At 62.9% G+C, this 23,831-nt stretch carries 23 protein-coding genes; 8 read left to right on the forward strand and 15 right to left on the reverse strand.

Annotated elements, in window-relative coordinates; genetic code table 11:
* Position 1: 1 nt before the first annotated feature.
* The 9 genes from mdcH to ACR52_RS29225 form a co-directional block, all read right to left on the reverse strand.
* Positions 2–901 (reverse strand): malonate decarboxylase subunit epsilon, encoded by a 900-nt coding sequence (gene mdcH / locus ACR52_RS07400; RefSeq protein WP_048722478.1) that lies wholly within the window; start codon positions 899–901, stop codon positions 2–4.
* Positions 898–1,494, reverse strand: a complete 597-nt coding sequence (locus ACR52_RS07405) for a malonate decarboxylase holo-ACP synthase (RefSeq protein ID WP_048722480.1) — start codon at positions 1,492–1,494, stop codon at positions 898–900. Before ACR52_RS07405 ends, mdcH begins: the two co-directional genes overlap by 4 nt.
* The gene (mdcE, locus tag ACR52_RS07410; RefSeq protein WP_048722482.1) at positions 1,488–2,258 is read right to left on the reverse strand and encodes a biotin-independent malonate decarboxylase subunit gamma; all 771 of its coding nucleotides are present in this window, start codon (positions 2,256–2,258) and stop codon (positions 1,488–1,490) included. The genes ACR52_RS07405 and mdcE overlap by 7 nt, the downstream gene beginning before the upstream one ends.
* A complete protein-coding gene (locus ACR52_RS07415) occupies positions 2,255–3,097 on the reverse strand; it encodes a biotin-independent malonate decarboxylase subunit beta (protein WP_048722485.1) in 843 nt (280 codons plus the stop codon). The genes mdcE and ACR52_RS07415 overlap by 4 nt, the downstream gene beginning before the upstream one ends.
* Positions 3,090–3,389, reverse strand: coding sequence for a malonate decarboxylase subunit delta (locus tag ACR52_RS07420; protein WP_048722488.1), 300 nt, complete (start codon positions 3,387–3,389; stop codon positions 3,090–3,092). The genes ACR52_RS07415 and ACR52_RS07420 overlap by 8 nt, the downstream gene beginning before the upstream one ends.
* Positions 3,389–4,237 carry a triphosphoribosyl-dephospho-CoA synthase gene (locus ACR52_RS07425; protein WP_048722492.1) on the reverse strand — a complete coding sequence of 283 codons (849 nt, stop codon included), beginning with the start codon at positions 4,235–4,237 and terminating at the stop codon, positions 3,389–3,391. The genes ACR52_RS07420 and ACR52_RS07425 overlap by 1 nt, the downstream gene beginning before the upstream one ends.
* A complete protein-coding gene (gene mdcA, locus ACR52_RS07430) occupies positions 4,238–5,908 on the reverse strand; it encodes a malonate decarboxylase subunit alpha (protein ID WP_048722493.1) in 1,671 nt (556 codons plus the stop codon).
* 175 nt (positions 5,909–6,083) lie between these two features.
* Complete coding sequence (locus ACR52_RS07435; protein WP_048722496.1) at positions 6,084–6,503, reverse strand: hypothetical protein; 420 nt, start codon at positions 6,501–6,503, stop codon at positions 6,084–6,086.
* The gene (locus ACR52_RS29225) at positions 6,481–6,864 is read right to left on the reverse strand and encodes a polymorphic toxin type 44 domain-containing protein (RefSeq protein WP_082143112.1); all 384 of its coding nucleotides are present in this window, start codon (positions 6,862–6,864) and stop codon (positions 6,481–6,483) included. The genes ACR52_RS07435 and ACR52_RS29225 overlap by 23 nt, the downstream gene beginning before the upstream one ends.
* A gap of 120 nt (positions 6,865–6,984) precedes the next feature.
* Between ACR52_RS29225 and ACR52_RS07440 the strand changes: the two genes are divergently transcribed.
* Positions 6,985–7,380 (forward strand): LysE/ArgO family amino acid transporter, encoded by a 396-nt coding sequence (locus tag ACR52_RS07440; RefSeq protein ID WP_236692121.1) that lies wholly within the window; start codon positions 6,985–6,987, stop codon positions 7,378–7,380.
* A gap of 251 nt (positions 7,381–7,631) precedes the next feature.
* Here the strand turns inward: ACR52_RS07440 and ACR52_RS07445 are convergent, their stop codons facing one another.
* The 6 genes from ACR52_RS07445 to pilG all read right to left on the reverse strand — a co-directional run bounded on the left by ACR52_RS07445 (position 7,632) and on the right by pilG (position 17,411).
* The gene (locus ACR52_RS07445) at positions 7,632–8,087 is read right to left on the reverse strand and encodes a chemotaxis protein CheW (protein WP_048722499.1); all 456 of its coding nucleotides are present in this window, start codon (positions 8,085–8,087) and stop codon (positions 7,632–7,634) included.
* A complete protein-coding gene (locus ACR52_RS07450; RefSeq protein WP_048722501.1) occupies positions 8,080–13,899 on the reverse strand; it encodes an Hpt domain-containing protein in 5,820 nt (1,939 codons plus the stop codon). Before ACR52_RS07450 ends, ACR52_RS07445 begins: the two co-directional genes overlap by 8 nt.
* Positions 13,900–14,006: 107 nt before the next feature.
* On the reverse strand, positions 14,007–16,058 hold the full coding sequence (locus tag ACR52_RS07455) for a methyl-accepting chemotaxis protein (protein ID WP_048722504.1): 2,052 nt from the start codon (positions 16,056–16,058) through the stop codon (positions 14,007–14,009).
* Entirely contained in the window at positions 16,055–16,579 is a 525-nt protein-coding gene (locus tag ACR52_RS07460; protein ID WP_048722507.1) for a chemotaxis protein CheW, read from the reverse strand. The genes ACR52_RS07455 and ACR52_RS07460 overlap by 4 nt, the downstream gene beginning before the upstream one ends.
* Positions 16,580–16,591: 12 nt before the next feature.
* Positions 16,592–16,957, reverse strand: a complete 366-nt coding sequence (gene pilH / locus ACR52_RS07465; protein WP_014720320.1) for a twitching motility response regulator PilH — start codon at positions 16,955–16,957, stop codon at positions 16,592–16,594.
* Positions 16,958–17,003: 46 nt separating this feature from the next.
* Positions 17,004–17,411: a twitching motility response regulator PilG gene (gene pilG / locus ACR52_RS07470; RefSeq protein ID WP_010564379.1), complete on the reverse strand. Its 408-nt coding sequence runs from the start codon at positions 17,409–17,411 to the stop codon at positions 17,004–17,006.
* Positions 17,412–17,650: 239 nt separating this feature from the next.
* Here pilG and gshB point away from each other — a divergent pair, with 239 nt between their 5' ends.
* The 7 genes from gshB (at position 17,651) to ACR52_RS07505 (ending at position 23,774) form a co-directional block, all read left to right on the forward strand.
* Complete coding sequence (gene gshB / locus ACR52_RS07475) at positions 17,651–18,622, forward strand: glutathione synthase (RefSeq protein WP_048722520.1); 972 nt, start codon at positions 17,651–17,653, stop codon at positions 18,620–18,622.
* 105 nt (positions 18,623–18,727) lie between these two features.
* Complete coding sequence (locus ACR52_RS07480) at positions 18,728–19,633, forward strand: energy transducer TonB (protein WP_048722522.1); 906 nt, start codon at positions 18,728–18,730, stop codon at positions 19,631–19,633.
* A gap of 247 nt (positions 19,634–19,880) precedes the next feature.
* Positions 19,881–20,450, forward strand: coding sequence for a YqgE/AlgH family protein (locus ACR52_RS07485; RefSeq protein ID WP_048722525.1), 570 nt, complete (start codon positions 19,881–19,883; stop codon positions 20,448–20,450).
* Complete coding sequence (gene ruvX, locus ACR52_RS07490; protein WP_048722527.1) at positions 20,450–20,887, forward strand: Holliday junction resolvase RuvX; 438 nt, start codon at positions 20,450–20,452, stop codon at positions 20,885–20,887. Before ACR52_RS07485 ends, ruvX begins: the two co-directional genes overlap by 1 nt.
* 83 nt (positions 20,888–20,970) lie before the next feature.
* Complete coding sequence (gene pyrR, locus ACR52_RS07495) at positions 20,971–21,477, forward strand: bifunctional pyr operon transcriptional regulator/uracil phosphoribosyltransferase PyrR (protein WP_048722530.1); 507 nt, start codon at positions 20,971–20,973, stop codon at positions 21,475–21,477.
* Positions 21,478–21,501: 24 nt separating this feature from the next.
* The gene (locus ACR52_RS07500; RefSeq protein WP_048722533.1) at positions 21,502–22,506 is read left to right on the forward strand and encodes an aspartate carbamoyltransferase catalytic subunit; all 1,005 of its coding nucleotides are present in this window, start codon (positions 21,502–21,504) and stop codon (positions 22,504–22,506) included.
* Positions 22,503–23,774, forward strand: a complete 1,272-nt coding sequence (locus ACR52_RS07505; protein WP_048722534.1) for a dihydroorotase — start codon at positions 22,503–22,505, stop codon at positions 23,772–23,774. The genes ACR52_RS07500 and ACR52_RS07505 overlap by 4 nt, the downstream gene beginning before the upstream one ends.
* Positions 23,775–23,831 lie beyond the last annotated feature (57 nt).

Here is a 23,831-nt window from a genome sequence, read left to right on the forward strand (position 1 = left end):
TTTATCGGTGGCGGCGGCCCTCCTCTTCCAGCAAGGCCTGCAGGGTGTCCAGGCGCGCGCCTTCGCAGGCGATCACCGTGCCTTGTTCGAAGACCCGGCGCGACAGGCCGGTGAGCGTGCTGCCCGGGGGCAGTTCGATTTGCAGGCGCACGCCGCGCTCATAGGCGCTTTGTACCGTACCGCGCCAGTCGACGACGCGGCACATGTTGAAGGCGAGGTCGTCGCGCAGTTGCTCAGGGTTGTGGATCGGCCGTGCGCGGGTGCTGCTCAGGTAGGTGATGCGCGGCGGTTTGAGCGTGACGAACGCCTGCGCCAGTGCCTCGGCAGGTTGCTCCAACAACGCGCAATGGGACGGTACGCTGACGGCCAGGCGCTTGGCGACGCCGTTGCCTTTGATGCGTTCCGCGACAAGTCGCATCGCCTCGTTGCTGCCGGCAATAACGGTCTGGTTATCGGCGTTGATGTTGGCCAGGTACACCGGCGTTTGCGAGCTGTGGATATCTTCCAGCAGGCGTTCGACGGTGGATAACTCAGGGCCGATCAGGGCGGTCATGCCGTAGCCCTGTGGATAAGCCTGCTGCATCAGTTCGCCGCGCAAGCTGACCAGCTTCAACGCATCAGCAAACGCCAAAGCACCCGCGATGACGGCTGCCGGGTAGGCGCCGATAGACAGGCCCGCGACATAATCCGGTGTGTGTTGCAGCAGGCGGGCGTGGGCCACGCCGGTGATCAGCAGGCACAACTGCACGGCACGTGTACTAGCCAAAGCTTGGGCTGAATCGAGCAGGCGTACGTCTTCGCCCAAGGCATCACTGGCTTCTTCCAGGACGTCGGCAGGCAGCGCCTGGAGCATGCCAGGACGCTGGGCGCCCTGCCCCGGAAATACCAGGAGGCTGCTCATGCCACGGCCTGCCAGGGATCAACGACCAGATGCGCACCGCTGACGGTTTTCAGCAGTACCCGGCGTGAGCCGTTGGCCCATTCGCGCAACGCGACGGCACCAAACGGGGTCTGCAGTTGCAGGTCCACGGCGCACTCCGCCGTGTCCAGGATCGCCAGCAGATCCTGCGCATCGCCGCGCTCAAGTCGCAGGGGCGTGCGCAGAATCAAATCCAGATCGCTCTGGGCATGCAGCGCCTCGATGCCCGTGGCCAACTCGAAACCCGCACTGCCCGTGACGCCCCAGCTCTCCTGTGCCAGTACCGCCCGCAATTGGTCGAGTGTGCGCAACGCCGGTAAATCCCGTGGCGAGATCACGCCGCGCAAGGCTTCCGGCGCCACACGCCGTTGCACCGCTGGCAGAGGCATCTGGGCGGCAAACCGCTGTTCACGCAAACGCCCGCGCACGCCCACCGCAACATGGCCCGGCTCGGCGATGGCGCGACGCACCACCACCGGATGGCCGGCACCAATGGCCTCCAGCACCCAGGCCGGTGCGTCGGCGGGCAGATGCGCCGGGGTCATGCCCCAGAGCAAGTCGTGGGCGTTCACCATTGCTCCCGCAGCAGTTGGCGTACATGGCTGGACGCGGCGCGATGGGTCGCCCCCAGGCGACCGCTCAAATCACTGCCATCGATACCCTTGATCGCATTCACCAGACAATCGCTGACACGTGCCACGTCGTCCGCCGTCGGCTGTTCAATTTGGCTGACCGATAAAGTCTCCCAGAGCAAACCCAGGCTGGCATAGCTGTCGATGTCATAGGCCATCGGCGGTACGCTGGCGGCCAGGGCTTCGAGCTCTTCGACGCTGCGCAGGGTCACCCGCGCCGCCGAGGCTTTGCCCATGGCATGCACCATCACGCCGGGATCACGCAGGGCTATCAGCCGGTTGGCCTGGTAGCCATGGGCGAGAAACGCGCCGGACATGGCCTTACCCACCAGTAGCGCGATCACCGGATGCCCGGCCAGGCGGGCGCGGGCGTAGCTGTCGGCGGCGGCGACCAAGGCCTGGTGGATACCGAGGGCTTCTTCGCGGCGGCCGTAGGCTTGGCTGGGGACATCGACGATGGCGATCAGCGGGCGTTTGTCGCCCGTCGCGATGGCTTCATCCACGGCCTTGGCCAGGCCCCAGCCTTCGAGCAAGCCGACTTCGCCATTACGAGCGCGAGGGAAGCGATTTTGCGCATCGGCGACCACGGCAATAAAGCGCACTGCCTGTTCACCCAATACGCCATCGGCAACTCTCAGCGAGTCCGGCAAACCGGCCACAGGCGTGGCGCCGGCGCTCAATGCGTTGAACCACTGCAAGCCTCTCATGAGCGTTCTCCCTGATACAGGTCGCGAACCGTCGCCGGGTCGATTTGCGGTGCGGTGTCCAGTTCAGCCAGGCGCGCCAGGTAGACATCGGCCTGGCGGCTGCGTTGTTGTGCGGGCAGGCCTTGCTGCAACAGCGCGCTGACGGTCTGCTGGATCAGCGCCACATCGTCCGCCACATAACGGTCAGCGAGGCCGCTGTTGAAGCGCTGCTCGCCGCCGGTGAGGCTCCAGATAAACGGGCGGTCGCGGGAGTCGTATTCTTCCAGGCCCGCTTCCTGCTCGATCACTTGCGGGCCATTCAGGCCCAGCCGCGCCTCGCGGGTGACGACGAGGTAGCTGCACAGCCCGGCAGCGATGGACATGCCGCCAAAACAACCGACACTGCCCGCGACTACGCCGATCACCGGCTGGTATTGGCGCAAGTCGACAATCGCCGCGTGGATATCGGCAATCGCGGCCAGGCCCAGGTTGGCTTCCTGCAAGCGCACGCCGCCGGTTTCCAACAGCAGCACGGCACGGGTCGGGATGCCCTTGCGGTTGTCTTCGGCCGCCAGTTCCAGTGCCCCGGCGATTTTCGCACCGCCGACTTCACCGAGGCTGCCGCCCTGAAAGTTGCCTTCGATAGCGGCGATCAGCACCGGCAAACCGGCGATGCTGCCTTTGGCGATTACCACACCGTCGTCGGCCTGGGGCACCACGCCCTGACGGCTGAGCCAGGGCGACATGACACGCTGGAACGGGTCGATCAGTTCTCGATAAGTACCGCTGTCCAACAAGGCCTTGGCTCGCTGCCGAGCGCCCAGTTCAACGAAGCTGTGTTTGCTGAGCAAGTCAGTCATGGCCGATCTCCTCGAAACCCTGCTCCAGGCGCAAACGCACCACGCCTGGGGTGGCGCCGAAGTCGTGAATATCAATGTTCAAGGCCGGAGGCGTCTGCTCCTGGAAGATGCGCTCGAACAGGTGCTGCCAGCGTTGTTCGGCGCCATTCACCGAGGTCTGCACCTGGATGGTCAGCACGCCCGCCGTGCCCGGTTCCAGCAGCACTTCCAGGTCGCCCGAACCGACGCAACCCACCAGCGCACGGCCTTTGGGCGGCTGCCCGGCGGGAAATTCAAAGGATAAGGTTTCCATCACAACGCTCCGTCGAGGCGGTCGATAAACAGGCAGGCGGCCAACAAGTCGGCGGCACCGCCGGGGGAGGCATTCAGGGCCAGCAGTTGGTGGTCGAGTTCGTGCAACTGGCGACGACCGGCGAGGGTTGCGCTGCCGCCGGCATCCAGCACGGCTTGGGCACCGTGTTGCATGGCGTGCAGGCCCTCAGTGCCCGCGCGGTAGAGCACGCAGGTGTCGGCCAGGTCCGTCATGATCGCGAGCAAGGCATCCAGGCGCGCATTCTGTTCACCGGCATTTTGCTGGCGGCTTTTGTGCAGTTGTGGAAGGCCGCGTTGCAGCACGGATGGGAAGCCGAGTTGCGCTTCTTCACGGGCGCCGCGTGCGCCGTAGCGTTGGGCGACTTGTGCACCGTGGCTCAGGGGTTGCGGGGCATAGCGGTCGTTGAGCAGGGCCAGCTTGGCGGCACGCAAGGTGAGTGCGCTGGCGCGGGTGGATTGTGGTTCCAGAGCCGCTGCGGCGGTCAGCAAACCGAGGGCCCAGATCGCACCGCGATGGGTGTTCACGCCGTGGGTGGTGCTGAGCATCGCCTGCTCGCCTTCGCGACCGATACGCCCGAGGGCTTCGCGCAGGGGCAAGCCGACTTCGCCGCATTCAATCGCGGCTTCAGCCATTTCCTTGAACATCGGCCACAACGACAATGCCGACGCGTGCATCAGGCCCACGTGCAAATCGCTGTGGGCGCCGTTACCGCGACGGTCCACCAAGGCCGGTTTAGGAGACAGGTCCGCTTCATCGATCAGCGCATCCACGGCGATATCCGCCAGGCGATCGGCCAGGGTGAGTTCATGCAGTTTAAGGGCGCGCATTTACCAGCTCCTGAATTTGGCGGGCGGGCTGTACAAGCCACCGGACCACTCCACCAGGTCGGCCACACTCTTGGCGGCCAACAACTCGCGGGTGGCGTCGGTGCGGCGAATGCCGAGGTCTTCGGGCAAGGCGATCAGGCCTTCGCGGCGCATGCGTGCGGTGTCCTTGGGGTTGTGGCGCATGCCGATGGCGGTCACCCCGGCGACGGCGGCGATCATCGCCTGGCGCTCTTCCAGGGAGCGTGCCTTGTACAGGTAAGCGATACCTTCTTCGGTGAGCAGGTGGGTGACGTCGTCGCCGTAGATCATGATCGGCGCCAAGGGCATGCCGCTTTTGCGCGCCACTTCCACCGCATCCAGCGTGTTGACGAAGGTGGGCTTGCCGCCTTCCTGGAAGGTTTCGACCATCTGCACGACGAGCTTTTTACCGCGTTCGAGCAAGGCTTGCGGCGCATCGTCATGGCGCATGTCGAGCCACGCGGGAGTGCTATGACGACGCCCGCGCGGGTCGTGGCCCATGTTCGGCGCGCCGCCAAAACCAGCGAGGCGGCCACGGGTCACGGTAGAAGAATGCCCGTCGCCATCCACTTGCAGCGTCGCGCCGATAAACAGGTCCACCGCGTATTGGCCGGCCAGTTGGCAGAACATCCGGTTGGAGCGCATGGAGCCGTCGCGGCCGGTGAAGAACACATCCGGACGTGCGGCGATGTAGTTTTCCATGCCCAGTTCAGTGCCGAAGCAATGCACACTTTCGACCCAGCCGCTTTCGATGGCGGGAATCAGCGTGGGGTGCGGGTTGAGGGTCCAGTTGCGGCAGATCTTGCCTTTGAGGCCGAGGGATTCGCCGTAGGTGGGGAGGATCAACTCGATGGCGGCGGTGTTGAAGCCGATGCCGTGGTTCAGAGACTGCACGTTGTGTTTTTCGTAGATGCCACGGATCGCCATCATCGCCATCAGCACATGCACCGGCTTGATGTGTCGCGGGTCACGAGTGAACAGCGGTTCGATGTAGAACGGCTTGTCGGCCACCACCACAAAATCCACCCAGCTGGCGGGGATATCGACGCGGGGCAAATCGGTGACGTCGTCCACCAACTGGTTAACCTGCACGATCACGATGCCATCGCTGAACGCGGCGGGCTCGATCAGTGCCGGGGTGTCTTCGGTGCTGGCGCCGGTGTAGATATTGCCGGCGCGGTCGGCCATGAAACCGGCGGAGAGCACCACGTTGGGGATCAGGTCCACCACCAGCCGCGCGTAGAGTTCGATGTACGTATGGATCGCGCCGATTTCCAGCAGGCCGTCTTCGAGCAATTGGCTGATGCGCAGGGATTGGGTGCCGGCGAAGGAAAAGTCCAACTTGCGGGCGATGCCCTTTTCAAACAGGTCCAGGTGCTCGGAACGGCCGACGCTGGGCATGATCATGTGCAAATCGTGGAGCTTGGCCGGGTCGGCCTTCGCCAGGGAGCGCGACAGGAAGTCGGCCTGCTTCTGGTTGTTACCCTCAAGCACCACGCGGTCACCGGGGAGGATCAGGGCTTCGAGGGCCTCGACGATTTTGTCGCTGGGCAGCACAGCCCCGTCTGCATAGTGCAAGACCCGCCCGAGGCGCCGCTGCTTCTCGTCGCGCCGCCGCGTCCAGCGCGAGTCGGGGGTGATTGTTATTGTCATGGTCGCTCCACGGGATTGGTGTCGTGGGCTGTACCTTAGGAGTGAAACAGGGGGGTATCAATCAAGCTCGGCGGTGGATCGTTACGGTTGGAGTAATGAAGATCAGAGTGTGGGAGGGGCGGTATCCAGGTCGAAGGCCAGATTGCAGGTGAGTGCGCTTAGGGAGGATGGCCCATCACAACGCCATCTGTACCTTGACCGCACCAAAGCCCTCGAGGGCATAGCTGTGATACTCATACACCTCTCCCTGAATATCCAAAACAAGAACACCCTCATGCTTACTCACCTGAACAAAAGGCTCTTTGGTTTTCAAAAAGGGATGTGCCGATACCAATGCCGATAGTATTTCCTGATCACTCCCCAAGTCCTTATGAACGTAGTACCTGTAGGAAAACCCCACCGTCGCACCACCCTGGCCGTCCCGCGCACCATAGATCGAGGTGCCGTTGCCCAAGGAGTGCTTCAACACCACTTCATCCAAATCCGGTGTTCCCGACGACATAATCCAACTGCCACCGATATAAACCAGGCAGACCACTAGTAGGCAATTACACAGAACCGGTATGAGTCCCTTAATGGCCTTGAGAAATCGCATACTCAATACCTCTCCTTATCCAATATTGACCTCGCGGGTCATCGCCAAAAGGATCACCTCCCCACCATGTTCCAAAATCCGGAAGTGTGGTTTTTGCGATGGTTTGAGCAACACCTGCTGCCCTCAACAGCGCATGCTCTGGAATCCCTAGCACGGTGCCCGTTGCACCGTAATTGAAGTTACCAAAAGCCTCGTACTGACGCCCCCGCTTCTTGTAGTTCCAAGGACCGGCCGCACGGACCTGGGAATAAAACCAGGAATAAGCGAATGCCGAGCCGGGCCTGAGATGAATGCGTTTGCATCTGGATATCGCCATGTTTTCAAGAATTGAAACACCAGGCGGCATTAACGGTACGGCCATTTGCGAGTCCTTGCTGGCAGTGAGGAGCGCAGAAACTAGCCACTCCACTCAGGCCTGAATACCCGCTTAATCAAAATGCAGAACTCGCCTACAGCACACTCATCCGATTCCGACATTAGTGTGCTCAAACTGTTGTGGTTCGGTTGGCAGCGGTTATTGGCTTGCATGCGTAACCAGTCGATGCCAGATACTCAAAGCAACCTCACCTCACAACGGGGCTTGATACGCACGGCGGTGATACTTGGATTTGCCAACCCATATGCCTGGCTTGATACCGTGGTGCTGATTGGCTCTATTGGTGCGGCAAAGCCCGTCAGCCAACAAGCGTCCTTTGCCAGCGGAGCGATGACCGCGTCGCTGGTGTGGTTTGTGGTTTTGGCGTTGGGATGTCAACGGCTGACGGGGCTGTTTCTTTCGGCAAAGGTCTGGCGTTTATTGGACGCGAGTGTGGCGATTTTGATGGTGTACCTGGCAGGAATGCTGATTGCTGATTTTCTGGTGCTGCATCCTCTCTGAAGTTCATGCACGGCCCAAAATCTTGCAGGAAAAATCCGAAGGCAGCCCATCACTCTCATGACAGACACGCCTTCTGTGGCGAGCGGGCTTGCCCCGCGTTGGGCTGCACAGCAGCCCCAGTAAGATGAATGCGGAGTATCAGGTATACCGAGTTGGCAGATTTTGGGGCCGCTTCGCAGCCCAACGCGGGGCAAGCCCGCTCGCCACAACAAGCCTGTTTGCCACAATAGGCGGTGTGTCAGCCATAGTGATCAGGCGAAGCCGGACTCTACCAACAGGGCTTCAAGCCCCATCAAATCCGGCACCTTCGCCACCTGCTCCCCCACCTGCACTGCCGCCAGCTCCAACGGGCACAGCGGCACGTCCACATAACTCAACTGGCTGTCGAGCTTGTACGAGCGGGGAATTCCCTGGATCACCATCGCTATAAACTTCAGCGTCGGCCTTCCACCGAGCGTGTTCAACACCACGATCCGCGAGCGTTCGCCGGTCACGCTGGCCTCACCGCAGGCTGCTTCGAAGCTGATCAGCGGCACTTGCTGATCCCGCCACGTTACCTGCCGCAGATACCACGGCGGCGCATCGCTGGCCGGTTCGCCGCGCTGGAAGTCGATCAACTCCGCGATAGCAACGTTGGGCAGCACCAGGTGGCGGTCGGCCAGGGGCAACAACAGGCCGGTGAGTTGGCTGGTGCGGTGGTCAAGCATGGGACTTGCTCCAATAGGCAATGCTTTCGAGCAGCACCGACTCTTGATACGGCTTGCCGAGGTAGTCGTTGACGCCAATGGCCATGGCACGGTCGCGATGTTTCTGGCCGGTTCGGGAGGTGATCATGATGATCGGCATGCGCATAAGGCGTGGGTCGTTGCGCACCTGGATGGCGACTTCGAAGCCGTCCATGCGCGGCATTTCGATGTCGAGCAACATCAGGTCAGGGGTGTGTTCTTCGAGCAGGGCGATGGCGTCGATGCCGTCTTTGGCGGTGAGCACGTTCATGCCGTTGCGCTCCAGCAGGCGGCTGGTGACTTTGCGCACGGTGACCGAATCGTCCACCACCAGCACCAGCAGCGGGCGCTTTTTCAGGGGGTCGTTGAGGATCAGCGGTGCGTCGGCCAACTGGTCCGGCGACGCCGGTTGCCGCGCACGGATATGCGCGAGCAGATCGATGATCAGCACCACACGGCCATCCCCCAGAATGGTCGCGCCGGACAACCCCTGAACCCCGGAAAATTGAGGGCCCAGGCCTTTGACCACGATCTCCCGCGTACCGGCCATGGCATCCACGTGCACCGCCACGCGTCGCTCATTGCATTGCACCAGCAGCACCGGCACCGGTTGGTACTGGCCGAGCAGTTTCGGACGGCCGACGGTATGCAACAGGTCGCCGAGGTAGAACAGTTCGTAGCGCTGGCCGGCGTACTCATAACGCGGCGGGTCCTGCAGATAGTGCCCCGCCAGCTCATGGGGCAGCACGCGCACCAGGCCTTCGATGGTGTTGAGTGGGATCGCGTATTGGTCGTCCGCGCATTGCACCATCAGCGCCCGGTTGACCGACACGGTGAACGGCAAACGAATGCGAAAGTGCACGCCCACGCCCGGCGTCGAATCGATGAACATCGAGCCGCCGAGCTGGCGCACTTCTTCATGCACCACGTCCATGCCCACGCCGCGCCCGGAAATCTGCGTGATTTTTTCAGCGGTGGAAAAGCCCGGTTGCAGGATGAACTGCAACACGTCGCGGTCGCTGATCTCTTGATTGGGGCCGAGCAGGCCACGCTTGATCGCCTTGCGCCGCACCGCTTCCAGGGGCACACCGGCGCCGTCGTCGCGCATGTCGAAGACGATATCGCCGCCTTCGTGGGTCAAGTCCAACGTGATCCGGCCTATCGAAGGCTTGCCGGCCAGCAACCGCGCCTCACGGGATTCCAGGCCATGATCGACGGCGTTGCGCAACATGTGTTCCAGTGGCGCCGCCATGCGTTCCAGCACGTTGCGGTCCATCTCGCCTTCGGCATTGCCGACGATGAATTCCACGTCCTTGCCCAACTCGCCCGCCACTTGGCGCACGATACGCTTCAGGCGCGGCAGCATGCGTTCAAACGGCACCATGCGCGTGCGCATCAGGCCTTCCTGCAACTCGGTATTGATGCGTGCCTGTTGCTGCAACAGGTCGTGCGCATCCTGGTTGCGGCGTTCGAGGGTATCCTTGAGGTCGAGCAGGTCGGAGGCGGACTCCGACAAGGCGCGAGACAGCTGCTGCAACTGCGAATGACGGTCCATTTCCAGCGGGTCGAATTCTTCATAGCCCAGGCGTTCGGCCTCGGCCTGCTGACGGCTGAGGATGCGGCCCTGGGTTTCGGTGTCGAGGCGGCGCAGTTGGTCGCGCATACGCTCGATCGTGGTTTCCATCTCGTGGAGAGCAATGCGTGCGTCGTTGACTTGCTGCTCGATACGGCCACGGAAGATCGAAGTTTCCCCAGCCAGGTTGACCAGGTCGTCGAGCAAATCGGCGGAAATTTTCACCATGTCGGCGGCAGGATCAACCGCTGCTTCGGTCTTGCCCGCTGGCAACGCCACGGGTACCACCGGCTCATTGCTCGGGTGCACCAGGCTTTTGATCCGCTCGATCAGCTTCTCCACCGAGCCCACCGGCAGGCCGTCGGCCACGGCATCGATCATCTGCGCCAGGCGGTCATGACAGCCTTGCAGCAAGGCGAACAGTTCGACGGAAGGCGCCAGCAAACCTGCGGACAGTCCCTCGTAGAGAAACTCCAGCTCATGGGCCAGGTCGCCAATTGGCCCGATCTCGACCATGCGCGCGCCGCCCTTGAGGGTGTGCAGGTCGCGCAGCAGGGTTTCCACTTCCTGGCGATTGCCGGGCTCGGCCTGCCAGCGCAGCAACGCGCTGCCTGAGCTGTCGAGAATATCGGCGGCTTCTTCGAGGAAGATCTCCAGCAGCTCGGGATCGGCGCTCGACGCTTGCGGGGCAGCAGCCGGTGCCGCTGGCGCGCTGCCCTGACGTAGCTCGCGCAGTTGGGCGATCACGTCATGGGAGTCGCTCAGGGTTTGGTGGTGTTGCAGCTCCTCGAGCTGCAAGGCCAGCCGCTCGTGACTGGCCATCAGCACTTGGGACAGCGCAGCGGAGTAGCTGATGCGTCGGTCCACCAAGCCTTCGTAAAGGCATTCCAGTTCGTGGGCCAAGTCGCCCACAGGGCCGATTTCGGCCATGCGCGCGCCGCCCTTGAGAGTGTGCAAATCCCGTTGCAACGAGGACAACGGTGCCACGCTGTCGGGTTCCAGCAACCAGCGCTTGAGGGCCTGACCGGCGCTGTCGAGGATATCCACGGCTTCTTCCAGGAAGATCTCGACGATCTCGTCGTCCATCGCCGTGTCCTGATCCAGCCGGGCAGTGGCGGCGCCCAGTTCGGAGATGCTCAGGGCGCGGCTGCCGTCACTTTTGATCAGGCCGGTGGCAGACGGGTCGAGGGCATCATCCAGCAGCTCGCGCAGGGCGTGCACCCGTGCCGGCGCTAGGCTGATTTCCTGGCCGGCCGCCAGTTGGTCGAGCATGCTGATCAGCGCTTCATGGGCCTGTTCGGCCTCATGGAAAAACCGCTCGCTGACCGCCAGGCTGCTCTCTTCCACAGCGCCGTACAGGTCGAGCAAGGCCTCGCAAAGTTCGTCGATAGGGTGCAGGTCGGCGATGTGTGCGCCCTCCCCCAGCGTGGTCAATTCGTCCAGCAGTGCAGTCAGTTCCTGGCGTTCGCCGGGGTGTTGCTGCCAACGGCGCAGCAGGCTTTCGGCGTCGAGCAGGATGTCCATGCCCTGGGCGAGGAAGTTGGTGATCAACTGCGGATCACGCTTGATACGCAGGCCAGTGTTCGGCGCGTCGAGCAGGGCTTCAAGCTGGTGATCGAGCAGGCTTTGCGTACGGCCGATCAGGTCCGCCGCGCCCTTGATCGGCACCAGGGGATCGTTCTCCAGCTGGCGCAGCCCGCGCTGAAACAGGCCTTCGGCATCCAGCAGCAACTCCACTTCGTCCAGGTCCAGCGGCAGGCGGTGGGCCTTGTATTCGCGGGTCAGGTGATCGAGCGGACGCGCCAGTTCGGCGATGGGTAACACGCCGGCCATGTAGGCGCTGCCCTTGAGGGTGTGCAGGGCGCGCTGCAATTCATCGCTGACTTGCAGCGGCATGTGTTCAGCGGCCTGCTGCAGGAAGTGGTTGAGGCTGTCGAGGTGGCTCTGGGCTTCGTTGCGGAAGATCTCCAGCAACATCGGGTCATGGGGTTCGACGGCAGGCATGTCGGCACCGCTGGCCAGCGCATGGGCGCGCGCAGCCAGGGCGTCGACTTCATCGCGTTGGCGTTGGTCGTCAGTGGCGAAGTCGGCAATCAATTCCGGCAGCAGGGCCACCGCCTCATCCAGCACCTGTTGCACGTCGAGGCCTGGGGCCACGCTGCGTTCCAGCACGCGGTTGAGCAGGTTTTCCAGCGCCCACGCAAGCTCCGCCAGTACCAGGGCGCGCACCATTCGGCCACTGCCTTTCAAGGTGTGAAAGGCGCGGCGCATTTCGCCCTGAGCCGTTTTATCGGCACTGTTGGGCAGGTACCGGTGCAACGCTTCAAGAACTTCGTCAGTTTCTTCGAGGAAGACTTCGCGTAATTCATCGTCGATCGGTTCTTCACCCGGCGGCGGCGGCAGCAAACTGCCGGGGCGTTGCAGCGCGGGCGGATTAAGGCGCGAGGTGGGGCTGGCCAGCGCGTCGAACTGGGACTGGCTCGGTGCGACCTCGGTGGACAGCACGCCGTCCGGTGCCACCAGCGCCTGGCGCCAGGGTTTCGCCGCCGGCAGGTAACCCAGCGCGGCCAAGCTCTGGGTGGCCAGTTCCAGCACCCGTTCGCCAGCGGCGTCGGGGTCCTGGAGCATGCGTTCGAGGTAGTACTCCAGGCTGCTGATCACGTCGGCAAAATACGCCAACTGGGCCTCGGATGGCGGGGTGTCATGAATCATCAACTGTTCATCGACGTAATCGGTGCAACCGCGCATCAGGCTCGCCGCCCGTGGCAGCGGGATCATCGCCAGCGCGCCGCGCACTTGGCTCAGCAGCTCCGGCAGGGACTCCAGGCGCTGGCGGTCCCAGTGGGCCTCGACGCAGTCGATCACCAGCTCCTTGGCTTGCTTGAGGCACTGGCAGGATTCGCGAATCACCAATTGATGAATCTGGGTCAGGTCGGTGGTGGGCAGGCGGCTCTCTTCGCGGCTTTCCGGCTCCACCGTGCCGACCATGCCCGCCAGGGTGGCTTCGACGTAGAGCAAGGCGCCGGCGACGTCCATCAGCACGGCGTCATTGGGTTCGCGCTGCCCCTGGGCCAGGCTCAGCACGACCGCAAGCTGGTCGATGATGACTTTGCGCGGCTGGCCAAAGCCAAGCACCGCGAGGGTATCGGCGATCTGTCGCAGGGGCGCCAGCAGCGCATCCAGGTCGCTGGCGTGCTGACGGTCGCTGCGCACGAACAGGTCGAGGCGCTCCTTGACCCGCACCAACTCTTCACACAACGCGCCGAGCACCGAGCCCATGGCGTTGCGGTCTGGCCCTGCCAGGCGTGCGCGCTCGGCATCGACCACGGCGCTGTCAGGCAGGGCTTCGTCCAGGCCGTAGCGTTCCTTCAGGCTTTGCATGCGCGGCGTCGGCCGGGTGACTTTGGCGACATAGAACAACAGGCTCTTGAGCAGTTCATCCGGCGCTGGCAGGTTGATACCGCCGATGCCCTGGGCCAGCAAGCGCTTGAGTTGCTTGTCGCTGGCCTTGAGCAGGCTGCGCAGCGCCGGGCTGTTGGCGATAACGCCAGTGAGCATGCCCTCGACCAGCGCCGAAGTCACTTGCCACAACGGCAACAGCGGCGCGCCCTGGCACAGCGCTTCGAGGCGCGCGAACACCCGCGCCATGTCTTCCAGGTTGCTCGGGCCGTGGTCTTCGCGCAGCAGCCCGGCCAGGGCCTGTTGCAGCAATTGGTGCCACTGGCGCAGTTGGTCTTTAAGGTCAGACGTTGCGCGATGGGCCAGGGCTTCATCGGGCAGCGGCGCAATCGACAGCAGTTGCGGGCTGAACAGGCTGGTTTCCGACAGCAGGCTTTCACCCCGCGCGCTGCGCAGGTCGTTGAGCAGCGGCAACACCACCAGCGGCAGGTCGCGGCGGGCGCTGTGCACGCGGTCGAGGTACAGCGGCAGTTGGTTGAGCGCTTGTTGCAGCAAGCGGATGCTTTCATCACGCTGGCCGACGCGCTCGGCCTGGAGCGCCAAGGCCAGCTCTTCGATCTCTTCGGCCAGCAAGGCTGCGCCGTAGAACTCGACCATTTGCAGCGCGCCATGCACCTGGTGGATGCAGGCCAGGCACTCGCCGAGTGCCTCGCCGTCGGTGGTTTCGACAAACGTGTCCAGCGCCGAACGGGCCTGCTTCAGGGTTTCGGCAATGTCGTCCTTGACCCATTCGAGGGCCACGTAGTCGTGCCGATCAACCATAACTGCTCCGCTTAGAATTCATGAGTTGCTTGTCTTGCCGAGATCTCAAAGCCAATGGAGATCAACTGTGGGAGGGGGCTTGCTCCCTCCCACATTTAGATCGCATTTCAATCATCGACTTGCTTGGGCGGCGGCAGGGTGAAACCCGATACCGACCTGCGCAACTGGCTGGCCATTTTTGCCAGGTTGCCGATGCTTTCAGCGGTGGCGGTCGAGCCCGACGACGTCTGCGTGGTGATTTGCTGGATCACGTTCATGGTCAGGGAAATCTGCCCCGCTGACGACGTTTGTTGCTGCGCCGCGTTAGAGATACTTTGAATCAGCGCTGCCAGGGTTTTCGACACGCCTTCGATCTCTTCCAGCGCCACCCCCGCGTCCTGCGCCAGCCGCGCGCCACGCACCACTTCGGTGGTGGTCTGCTCCATGGAAATCACGGCTTCGTTGGTGTCGGTCTGGATCGCCCGCACCAGGGTTTCGATTTGCCGGGTGGCCGCCGACGAGCGTTCGGCCAGCCGCTGCACTTCATCGGCCACCACCGCAAACCCGCGCCCGGCATCCCCGGCCATGCTCGCCTGGATCGCGGCGTTGAGGGCGAGGATGTTGGTCTGGTCGGCGATGTCGTCGATCAGGCTGACGATGTCGCCGATTTCCTGGGACGACTCGCCCAGGCGCTTGATGCGCTTGGCGGTGTCCTGGATCTGCTCGCGAATGTTGTCCATGCCGTGGATGGTGTTGTGCACCACCTCGTTGCCCTTGTTGGCGATCTCCACCGAACGCTCCGCCACCGCCGAGGATTCGGCGGCGTTAGCCGAGACCTGGTCGATGGACTGAGCCATCTGGTTGATCGCGGTAGATGCTTCGGCGATTTGCTGGGCCTGGTGTTCGGAGGCTTGGGCCAGGTGCATGGCGGTGGCCTGGGTCTCCTGCACGGCCCCGGCCACTTGCCCGGCGGTGAGGTTGATGGTGGCGACCAGGTCGCGCAGTTGATCGACGGAATAGTTGATCGAGTCAGCGATGGTGCCGGTGAAGTCTTCGGTCACCGAGGCCGTTACGGTGAGGTCGCCGTCGGCCAGGTCTTCGATCTCGTCGAGCAGGCGCATGATCGCGTTCTGGTTGCGCTCGTTTTTCTCGGCGGTTTCATGCAATTGGCGGTTGGTTTCGCGGACCATCACCAGGCCGATCAGGATGATGGAGGCCAGCGCGAGCAAACCCAGGACATAACCGCCGATGGTGTCGAAACTGCGCCCATCCGCCAGGTTTTCAAAGCCGGTGGCCAGCTGCGAGGCCTCATCGAGCAAGGTCTGCGACAGGTTGAAAATATTGCTGGCCGACGCGCGTACCTGGAACAGCTGCGGCGAAGTCTCGAGGATTTCATCCACGGAGCCGGAGACAAACTCGAACAACTCCGAGATTTCCGCCAGCCGCGCGCGGGCGTCGGGGTCTTCGACCTGAGTAATGCGCAACCCGGGGTTGCCCTGGAGCATGCCAGTGAGCACCTGGCCGAAGCGGTTGGCGTCGCGACCGAAGGCATCGGCGGCCTGCACGGCGGTTTCGTCGCCGGCGAGCACGGTGTTGACCGCACCGAGGATACGCTCGGCCAACAACGACTGGCGCTGGGCCAACGCAACCTGGCTGGCCGGGGCGCCGCGTTGCAGGAGGATGTCGACGACTTTTTCCGATTCCATCTGCAGTTGCGGCACGGTTTCGGCGAGGGTCGCGGCCACTTGATGCAGGGACAGCACAGTCTGTTCGCTGGCGAGAATGGCGTCAGTGTTTTTCAGCAGCGCTTCCCAGTCGGTCTGCACAGCGCGCATTTCGGCGCGTACGGCGCTTGGCGCGGCGGGCAGGCCGGTTTGCGGGTCGCCTTTTTTCAGGTAGCCCCAGCGCTGGGCGAAGTCATTGCGCGCCTCCCCCAGCAGCTTGAACGCGGCGGCCTTGCCGGCGGCAGCTTCGGTGGCGTTCTTGGCGATGCGCTGGGACAGCACACGCAGCTCACCGGCGTGGCCGATGTACTGTTTGTCGTAGGTGGACTGGGTGTTGAGGTACGCGAAGTTGGCGAACAGCAGCATGATGAACACGATCAACGCTATAAACAGCACGATGATCTGTGAGCGGCTGCGCGAGCCGGCCTGGAGTTTGGGTGTAGTAACGGTGGTCATGCGGCAACATCCATGAAGCCTGGGGCCCGGGCCAGAGCGAAGGGGCTGAAGACCTGCCACGACTGATCGCCGTCGAACTGGCCCTGGATAAACGGCGCGCCGGGAATGGCGTTCGCCTGCAACGCGTCTTGTGCGAAATGCTGCATACCCACCACCTCGTCCACCAGCAGCCCGACAAACAAGTCGTTGTATTCCACCACCAGCACCCGCCGTTGCTTGCGCGCCCTGGACAGTTCAAGGCCGAGAAACCCGCCCAGGTCCAACACCGGCAGCAAGCGCCCGCGCAGGTTGGCCACGCCCTTGACCCAGGGTTTGACTCCCGGCATCAAGGTGCAGCGCGGCTCATGCAACACCTCGGCGACCTCGCCCATCGGCGCCACATACCCGTTTGTCCCCAGGCGAAAAGCGATCCCGCTCCAGCGATGCAGGCGGGTTTCCTGGGACGGCAGGTCGGCGGCCAACAGGCGACAACGGCGGTCGATGTCCAGCAGCAACTCGAAGGCGGTTTGCGACTCGGTCATGATGGCGTGTCGTCAGCCGGCCAGCACCTTGTTCAGGGTGGCGATCAAAGTTTCTTCGTCCACAGGCTTGGTCAGGTAATCCTTGGCGCCCTGGCGTGCGCCCCAGATCTTGTCGGTTTCCTGATCTTTGGTGGTGATGATGATGATCGGAATACCGTTGGTTTCCGGCTCCTTGGACAGCTGGCGCGTGGCCTGGAAGCCATTGAGGCCCGGCATCACGATGTCCATCAATACCGCGTCGGGCTTTTCCTGGCGGGCCAGGGCCACGCCGTCCGCACCGTTCTCGGCCTTGAGGACCTGGTGGCCGTGCTTTTCCAGCATGCCGGTGAGTTTGTACATTTCAGTCGGCGAATCGTCGACGATCAGAACGCGTGCCATGGTTTTCCCCACTACATTGGTCGGCGCCAGCCCTTGTGAGGTGGCGTCAGTGTGCTTGTTCTACTGCGGCGAACCCCGGCACGTAGGCCTTGATTGCGCCCAGCAGTTCTTCCTTGCTGAAAGGTTTGGTCAAAAACTGATCGACACCGACGATGCGCCCCTTAGCCTTGTCGAACAGGCCGTCCTTGGAGGACAGCATGATCACCGGGATCGACTTGAACGCCGGGTTGTTCTTCACCAGGGCGCAGGTCTGATAGCCATCCAGGCGCGGCATCATGATGTCGACAAAAATAATGTGCGGGTGATGATCCACAATCCGGGCCAGGGCATCGAAACCGTCGATGGCCGTGATGACGTCGCACCCCACGTTCTTCAATAGCGTTTCGGCGGTGCGGCGGATCGTTTTCGAATCGTCGATCACCATCACTCTCAAGGCGTTGGAATGCTGTTCCATATCTGCTCTACCATCGCCACAGCGAATCGGTTTTCGGTGTGTACTGCCTGATGTTGCACAGGATGAGCGCCGCAAGCCTTGGAATTCAAGGGCTGCTGCGCCGTGGCAGTCTTTTTAGCACAGTCTCGGGGAGCAATCTATCGAGGGACCCGCCAGGTGGTTTTTCCTTGACCCACAACAGCCGCAGCGCCACTCTGACGCCACTTTTATGCGCCCTAATTTGCTAGAGGAAATCCCCCATGAGCGTTCGCGTCGGCATTGTCATGGACCCTATCGCCAGCATTTCCTATAAAAAGGACAGCTCGCTGGCCATGCTCCTGGCCGCCCAGGCCCGCGGCTGGACCCTGTTCTATATGGAACAGCGTGACCTTTACCAGGGCGACGGCGAGGCCCGCGCGCGCATGCGCCCGCTGCAGGTGTTTGCCAACCCTGAGAAGTGGTTCGAGTTGCAGGACGAGATCGACAGCCCGCTGAGCGACCTCGACGTGATTCTGATGCGCAAGGACCCGCCGTTCGACATGGAGTTCGTCTACTCCACCTACCTGCTGGAGCAGGCCGAGCGCGCTGGCGTGCTGATCGTCAACAAGCCCCAGAGCCTGCGCGACTGCAATGAAAAGCTGTTCGCCACGCTGTTCCCGCAGTGCACCCCGCCGACCGTGGTCAGCCGCCGCGCCGACGTGCTGCGTGAATTCGCCGCCAAGCACGGCGACGTGATCCTCAAGCCGCTGGACGGCATGGGTGGCACTTCGATCTTCCGTCATCGCGCAGGCGACCCGAACCTGTCGGTGATCCTCGAAACCCTGACGGCCCTGGGCACCCAGCAGATCATGGGCCAGGCTTACCTTCCAGCGATCAAGGACGGCGACAAGCGCATCCTGATGATCGACGGCGAGCCAGTGGATTACTGCCTGGCGCGCATCCCGGCAGCGGGCGAAACACGCGGAAACCTGGCGGCCGGCGGTCGAGGGGAAGCGCGACCGTTGTCGGACAAGGATCGCTGGATCGCCTCCCAGGTCGGCCCGACCCTGCGCGAAAAAGGCCTGCTGTTTGTAGGCCTGGACGTGATTGGTGAGAGCCTCACCGAAATCAACGTCACCAGCCCGACCTGTATTCGTGAGATCGACAATGCTTTCGGCACCAATATCGGCGAAATGCTAATGGCCGTGATTGCCGAAAAGCTGCAAGTTGCGAGCTCCAAGCGGCAAGTTTAAGGCGAACCGCGTTTAGGCTTGCAGCTTGTAACTTGTAGCTTGAAGCTAAAAACCAACATTGCGCTATCATGCGGCACCTACGAAACGCGTGATGTTGGTTTTTTTATGCTCCCTCCGTCCGATCTGCCCCCCGAACTCTCCGAACGCGGCGTGCGCCCGGCTGATCGGCTCGGATTTACCCTGTTCCTGGCGGCATTGATTCACCTGGCATTGATCCTCGGTTTGGGCTTTACCTTCGCCGAACCCAAGCAGATCAGCAAAACCCTGGAAATCACCCTCGCCACGTTCAAAAGCGAAAAGAAGCCCGAGAAGGCCGACTTTCTCGCCCAGGACAACCAGCAAGGCAGCGGCACGCTCGACAAGAAAGCCATCCCCAAGACCACCGAAGTGGCGCCGTTCCAGGACAACAAGGTCAATAAGGTCTCCCCGCCGCCGACGCCCAAGCCCGAGGTCAAGCAGGCAGCGCCAAAGGCCGCCGTGACGACTGTCGCGCCGAAACCGCAGAAAGCCCCGACCAAGACCGAGAAAACCCGGACCGAGCCGCAACCCGAGCCTGTGAAACCGGCACCGACCTTCGACAGTTCGCAACTCTCCGACGAAATCTCCAGCCTCGAAGCCGAACTGGCCCACGAACAGCAACTGTATGCCAAGCGCCCGCGCATCTACCGTCTGAACGCGGCATCCACCATGCGTGACAAGGGGGCCTGGTATAAGGACGAGTGGCGCAAGAAGGTCGAGCGAATCGGCAACCTCAACTACCCGGACGAGGCCCGTCGCCAGCAGATATATGGCAATTTGCGCTTGTTGGTGTCGATCAACCGCGACGGCACGTTATATGAAGTGCAAGTGCTGGAGTCATCTGGCCAGCCGTTGCTGGATCAAGCCGCCCAGCGCATCGTGCGCCTGGCTGCGCCCTTTGCCCCGTTTACCGGCGATTTGAATGATGTGGATCGCCTGGAGATCATTCGTACCTGGAAGTTCGCCAAGGGCGATCGCCTGTCCAGTAACTGACACCCGCTTAACGTGTGGCAACCGGCCTCTGTGGCGAGCGGGCTTGCCCCGCGCTGGGCGGCGAAGCGGCCCCAAACCTGCCAACTTGGTATGCCTGACACACCGAGACTGACTTACTGTGGCTGCTTCGCAGCCCAACGCGGGGCAAGCCCGCTCGCCACAATTATCGTCTGCCGCAGTTTAAAGAAAGCAGACAGCGATCACTCCCAGCTTGTCAGTTCGCCCCTCCAACGCCACACTAGCGGGCATGAAAAATGTCGACCCGACCTACCTCAAGCACCAATTCCTGATCGCCATGCCCCATATGGCCGACCCGAACTTTGCGCAGACCTTGACCTACATCGTCGAGCACACGGCCAATGGTGCCATGGGGTTGGTGGTAAACCGTCCGCAAGAGCTGAACCTGGCCGATATCCTTGAGCAACTGCGCCCGGACATCGACCCGCCAGCCAGTTGCCAACACGTACCGATCTACATCGGCGGGCCGGTGCAGACCGACCGCGGTTTTGTGCTGCACCCCACCGGGCCGACGTTTCAGGCCACGGTAGACCTGGACGGTGTGTCGTTGTCGACCTCCCAGGACGTGTTGTTCGCCATTGCGGACGGCAATGGCCCCGAGCAAAGCGTGATCACCCTCGGCTACGCCGGTTGGGAAGCCGGGCAACTGGAGGCCGAACTGGCCAGCAATGCCTGGCTGACCTGCCCCTACGACGCCGACATCCTGTTCAATACCCCAAGCGAGTTACGCCTGGAAGCGGCCGCCGCCAAGCTGCGGGTCAACCTCAGCCTGCTGACCAGCCAGGCGGGGCACGCCTGATGGCCTTGCGTCTGATCCTCGGTTTTGACTACGGCACCAAACAGATCGGCGTAGCGGTCGGCCAGGTGATCACCGGCCAGGCCCGCGAGCTGTGCACCCTCAAGGCCCAGAACGGCGTGCCGGACTGGAACCAGGTCGAAGCCCTGATCAAGGAGTGGAAACCCGACGCAGTCGTGGTCGGCCTGCCCCTGAACATGGACGGCACCCCCAGCGACATGTGCCTGCGCGCCGAAAAGTTCGCCCGCCGCCTCAACGGCCGCTACAACCTGCCCTTCTATACCCACGACGAGCGCCTGACCACCTTCGAAGCCAAGGGTGAGCGCAAAGGCCGTGGCGGACAGAAGGGCAGCTACCGCGACAATCCGGTGGACGCCATCGCCGCCGCCTTGCTGTTGCAGGGTTGGCTGGATGAAAACACCGCTTTATTTGAATCCTGACTGACGCGGCTTGCCGCGTCTTTTTACGTTTGATCCCGGACCTTGCACGCACCCCCGCCGCGCAAGGCCTTGAAGGAGCCACCATGAGCCTGCCCAATCCCGCCGAACTGATCAGCCAGATGGCGACAAGCCTCACCGCCCATCTGCAACACCGTGCCATCAGCGAGCCGCGCTTTATCGGCATTCGTACCGGCGGCGTGTGGGTGGCCCAGGCATTGCTGGAGGCGTTGGGCAGCGATTCGCCCCTGGGCACGCTGGACGTGTCCTTCTACCGCGACGACTTCAGCCAGAACGGCCTGCACCCGCAAGTGCGCCCTTCGGCCTTGCCGTTCGAGATCGAAGGCCAGCACCTGGTGCTGATCGACGACGTGCTGATGAGCGGCCGCACGATCCGCGCCGCGATGAACGAACTGTTCGACTACGGCCGCCCGGCCAGTGTGACGCTGGTCTGCCTGCTCGACCTGGAAGCTGGCGAATTGCCGATCAGCCCGGATGTGGTCGGCGCCACGCTGTCGCTGGAAGCCCACCAGCGGGTAAAATTGTCCGGTCCCACGCCGCTCGAACTCGAACTGCAAGACCTTGCCCTTTAAACCGCCTTGTAAAGAGTCCCCGCGATGACGCCTTTAGATGCCAAGCGCCCGCTGCAGCTCAATGCTCAGGGCCAGCTGCAACACTTCTTGTCCCTCGACGGTTTGCCCCGCGAACTGCTCACCGAAATCCTCGACACGGCCGACTCGTTCCTCGAAGTCGGTGGCCGGGCGGTGAAGAAAGTCCCGCTACTGCGCGGCAAGACCATCTGCAACGTGTTCTTCGAGAACTCCACGCGCACCCGTACCACCTTTGAACTGGCGGCCCAGCGGCTGTCGGCCGACGTGATCACGCTGAACGTGTCCACCTCGTCGGCGAGCAAGGGTGAGACCCTGCTCGACACCCTGCGCAACCTCGAAGCCATGGCCGCCGACATGTTCGTCGTGCGCCACGGCGACTCCGGCGCAGCGCACTTCATCGCCGAGCACGTGTGCCCGCAGGTGGCGATCATCAACGGTGGCGACGGCCGCCACGCCCACCCGACCCAGGGCATGCTCGACATGCTCACCATCCGTCGGCACAAGGGCAGCTTTGAAAACCTCTCGGTGGCCATCGTCGGCGACATTCTGCACTCGCGGGTGGCGCGCTCGAACATGCTGGCCCTGAAAACCCTGGGTTGCCCGGACATCCGCGTGATCGCGCCAAAAACCCTGCTGCCGATCGGTATCGAGCAGTACGGCGTGAAGGTCTACACCGACATGACCGAGGGCCTCAAGGATGTGGACGTGGTGATCATGCTGCGCCTGCAACGCGAACGCATGTCCGGCGGCCTGCTGCCGAGCGAGGGCGAGTTCTACCGCCTGTTCGGCCTGACCACCGCACGTTTGGCCGGGGCCAAGCCAGATGCCATCGTGATGCACCCGGGGCCGATCAACCGTGGGGTGGAGATTGAGTCGGCGGTGGCCGACGGCAACCAGTCGGTGATTCTCAACCAGGTGACCTACGGCATCGCCGTGCGCATGGCCGTGTTGTCCATGGCCATGAGCGGACAAACCGCACAACGTCAATTCGAGCAGGAGAAGGCCCAGTGAAGCTCAGCATTCTCGGCGCCCGCGTTATCGATCCGGCCAGTGGCCTGGACCAAGTTACCGATCTGCATCTGGAAGCCGGCAAGCTCATCGCCATCGGCGCCGCCCCCGCAGGCTTCAGCGCCAGCGAGACCATCGATGCCAAAGGCCTGGTGGCCGCGCCTGGCCTGGTGGACCTGAACGTCGCCCTGCGCGAGCCGGGCTACAGCCGCAAAGGCAACATCACCAGCGAAACCCGCGCAGCCGCCGCCGGTGGTGTGACCAGCCTGTGCTGCCCGCCGCACACCAAACCGGTGCTGGACACCTCGGCCGTGACCGAGCTGATCCTGGATCGCGCCCGTGAAGCCGGCAATTGCAAAGTGTTCCCCATCGGCGCCCTGAGCAAAGGCCTGGAAGGTGAACAACTGGCCGAGCTGATCGCCCTGCGCGACGCCGGTTGCGTGGCCTTCGGCAATGGCCTGGAGAGCTTTCGCAGCACCCGTACCCTGTGCCGTGCCCTGGAATACGCGGCCACCTTCGATTTGACGGTGATCTTCCACTCCCAGGACCGCGACCTGGCGGAAGGTGGCCTGGCCCATGAAGGCGCCGTCGCCAGCTTCCTCGGCCTGCCGGGCATCCCGGAAACCGCTGAAACCGTGGCCCTGGCCCGTGACCTGCTGCTGGTGGAACAAAGCGGCGTGCGTGCGCACTTCAGCCAGCTGACCAGCGCACGAGGTGTAGCCCTGATCGCCCAGGCCCAGGCCCGTGGCTTGCCGGTGACAGCCGATGTGGCGTTGTACCAGCTGATTTTGACGGACGAAGCGTTGATCGATTTCTCCAGCCTGTATCACGTGCAGCCGCCGCTGCGCACCCGCGCCGACCGTGACGGTTTGCGCGCGGCAGTGAAGTCGGGTGTGGTCTCGGCGATCTCCAGTCACCACCAACCCCACGAGCGCGATGCCAAGTTGGCGCCGTTTGGCGCAACCGAGCCGGGCATCAGTAGCGTTGAGCTGTTGCTACCGCTGGCGATGACGTTGGTGGAAGACGGCTTGCTGGACCTGCCGACGCTGCTGGCGCGCCTGAGCGGTGGCCCGGCCGAGGCCTTGCGCCTGCCGGCGGGCAAGCTGGCGGTGGGTTCTGCGGCGGACCTGGTGCTGTTTGATCCGGCCAGCTCCACGATTGCCGGGGAGCATTGGTTGTCGAAGGGTGAAAACTGCCCGTTCATCGGCCATAGCCTGCCGGCGACGGTGCGTTACACCTTGGTGGATGGGCGTATCAGCTACCAGGCTTAATGATCGTTCCCACGCTCTGCGTGGGAACGCCGCCCTGGACGCTCTGCGTCCGCTCTT

The sequence above is a fragment of the Pseudomonas fildesensis genome, from assembly GCF_001050345.1.
Lineage (GTDB): Bacteria > Pseudomonadota > Gammaproteobacteria > Pseudomonadales > Pseudomonadaceae > Aquipseudomonas > Aquipseudomonas fildesensis.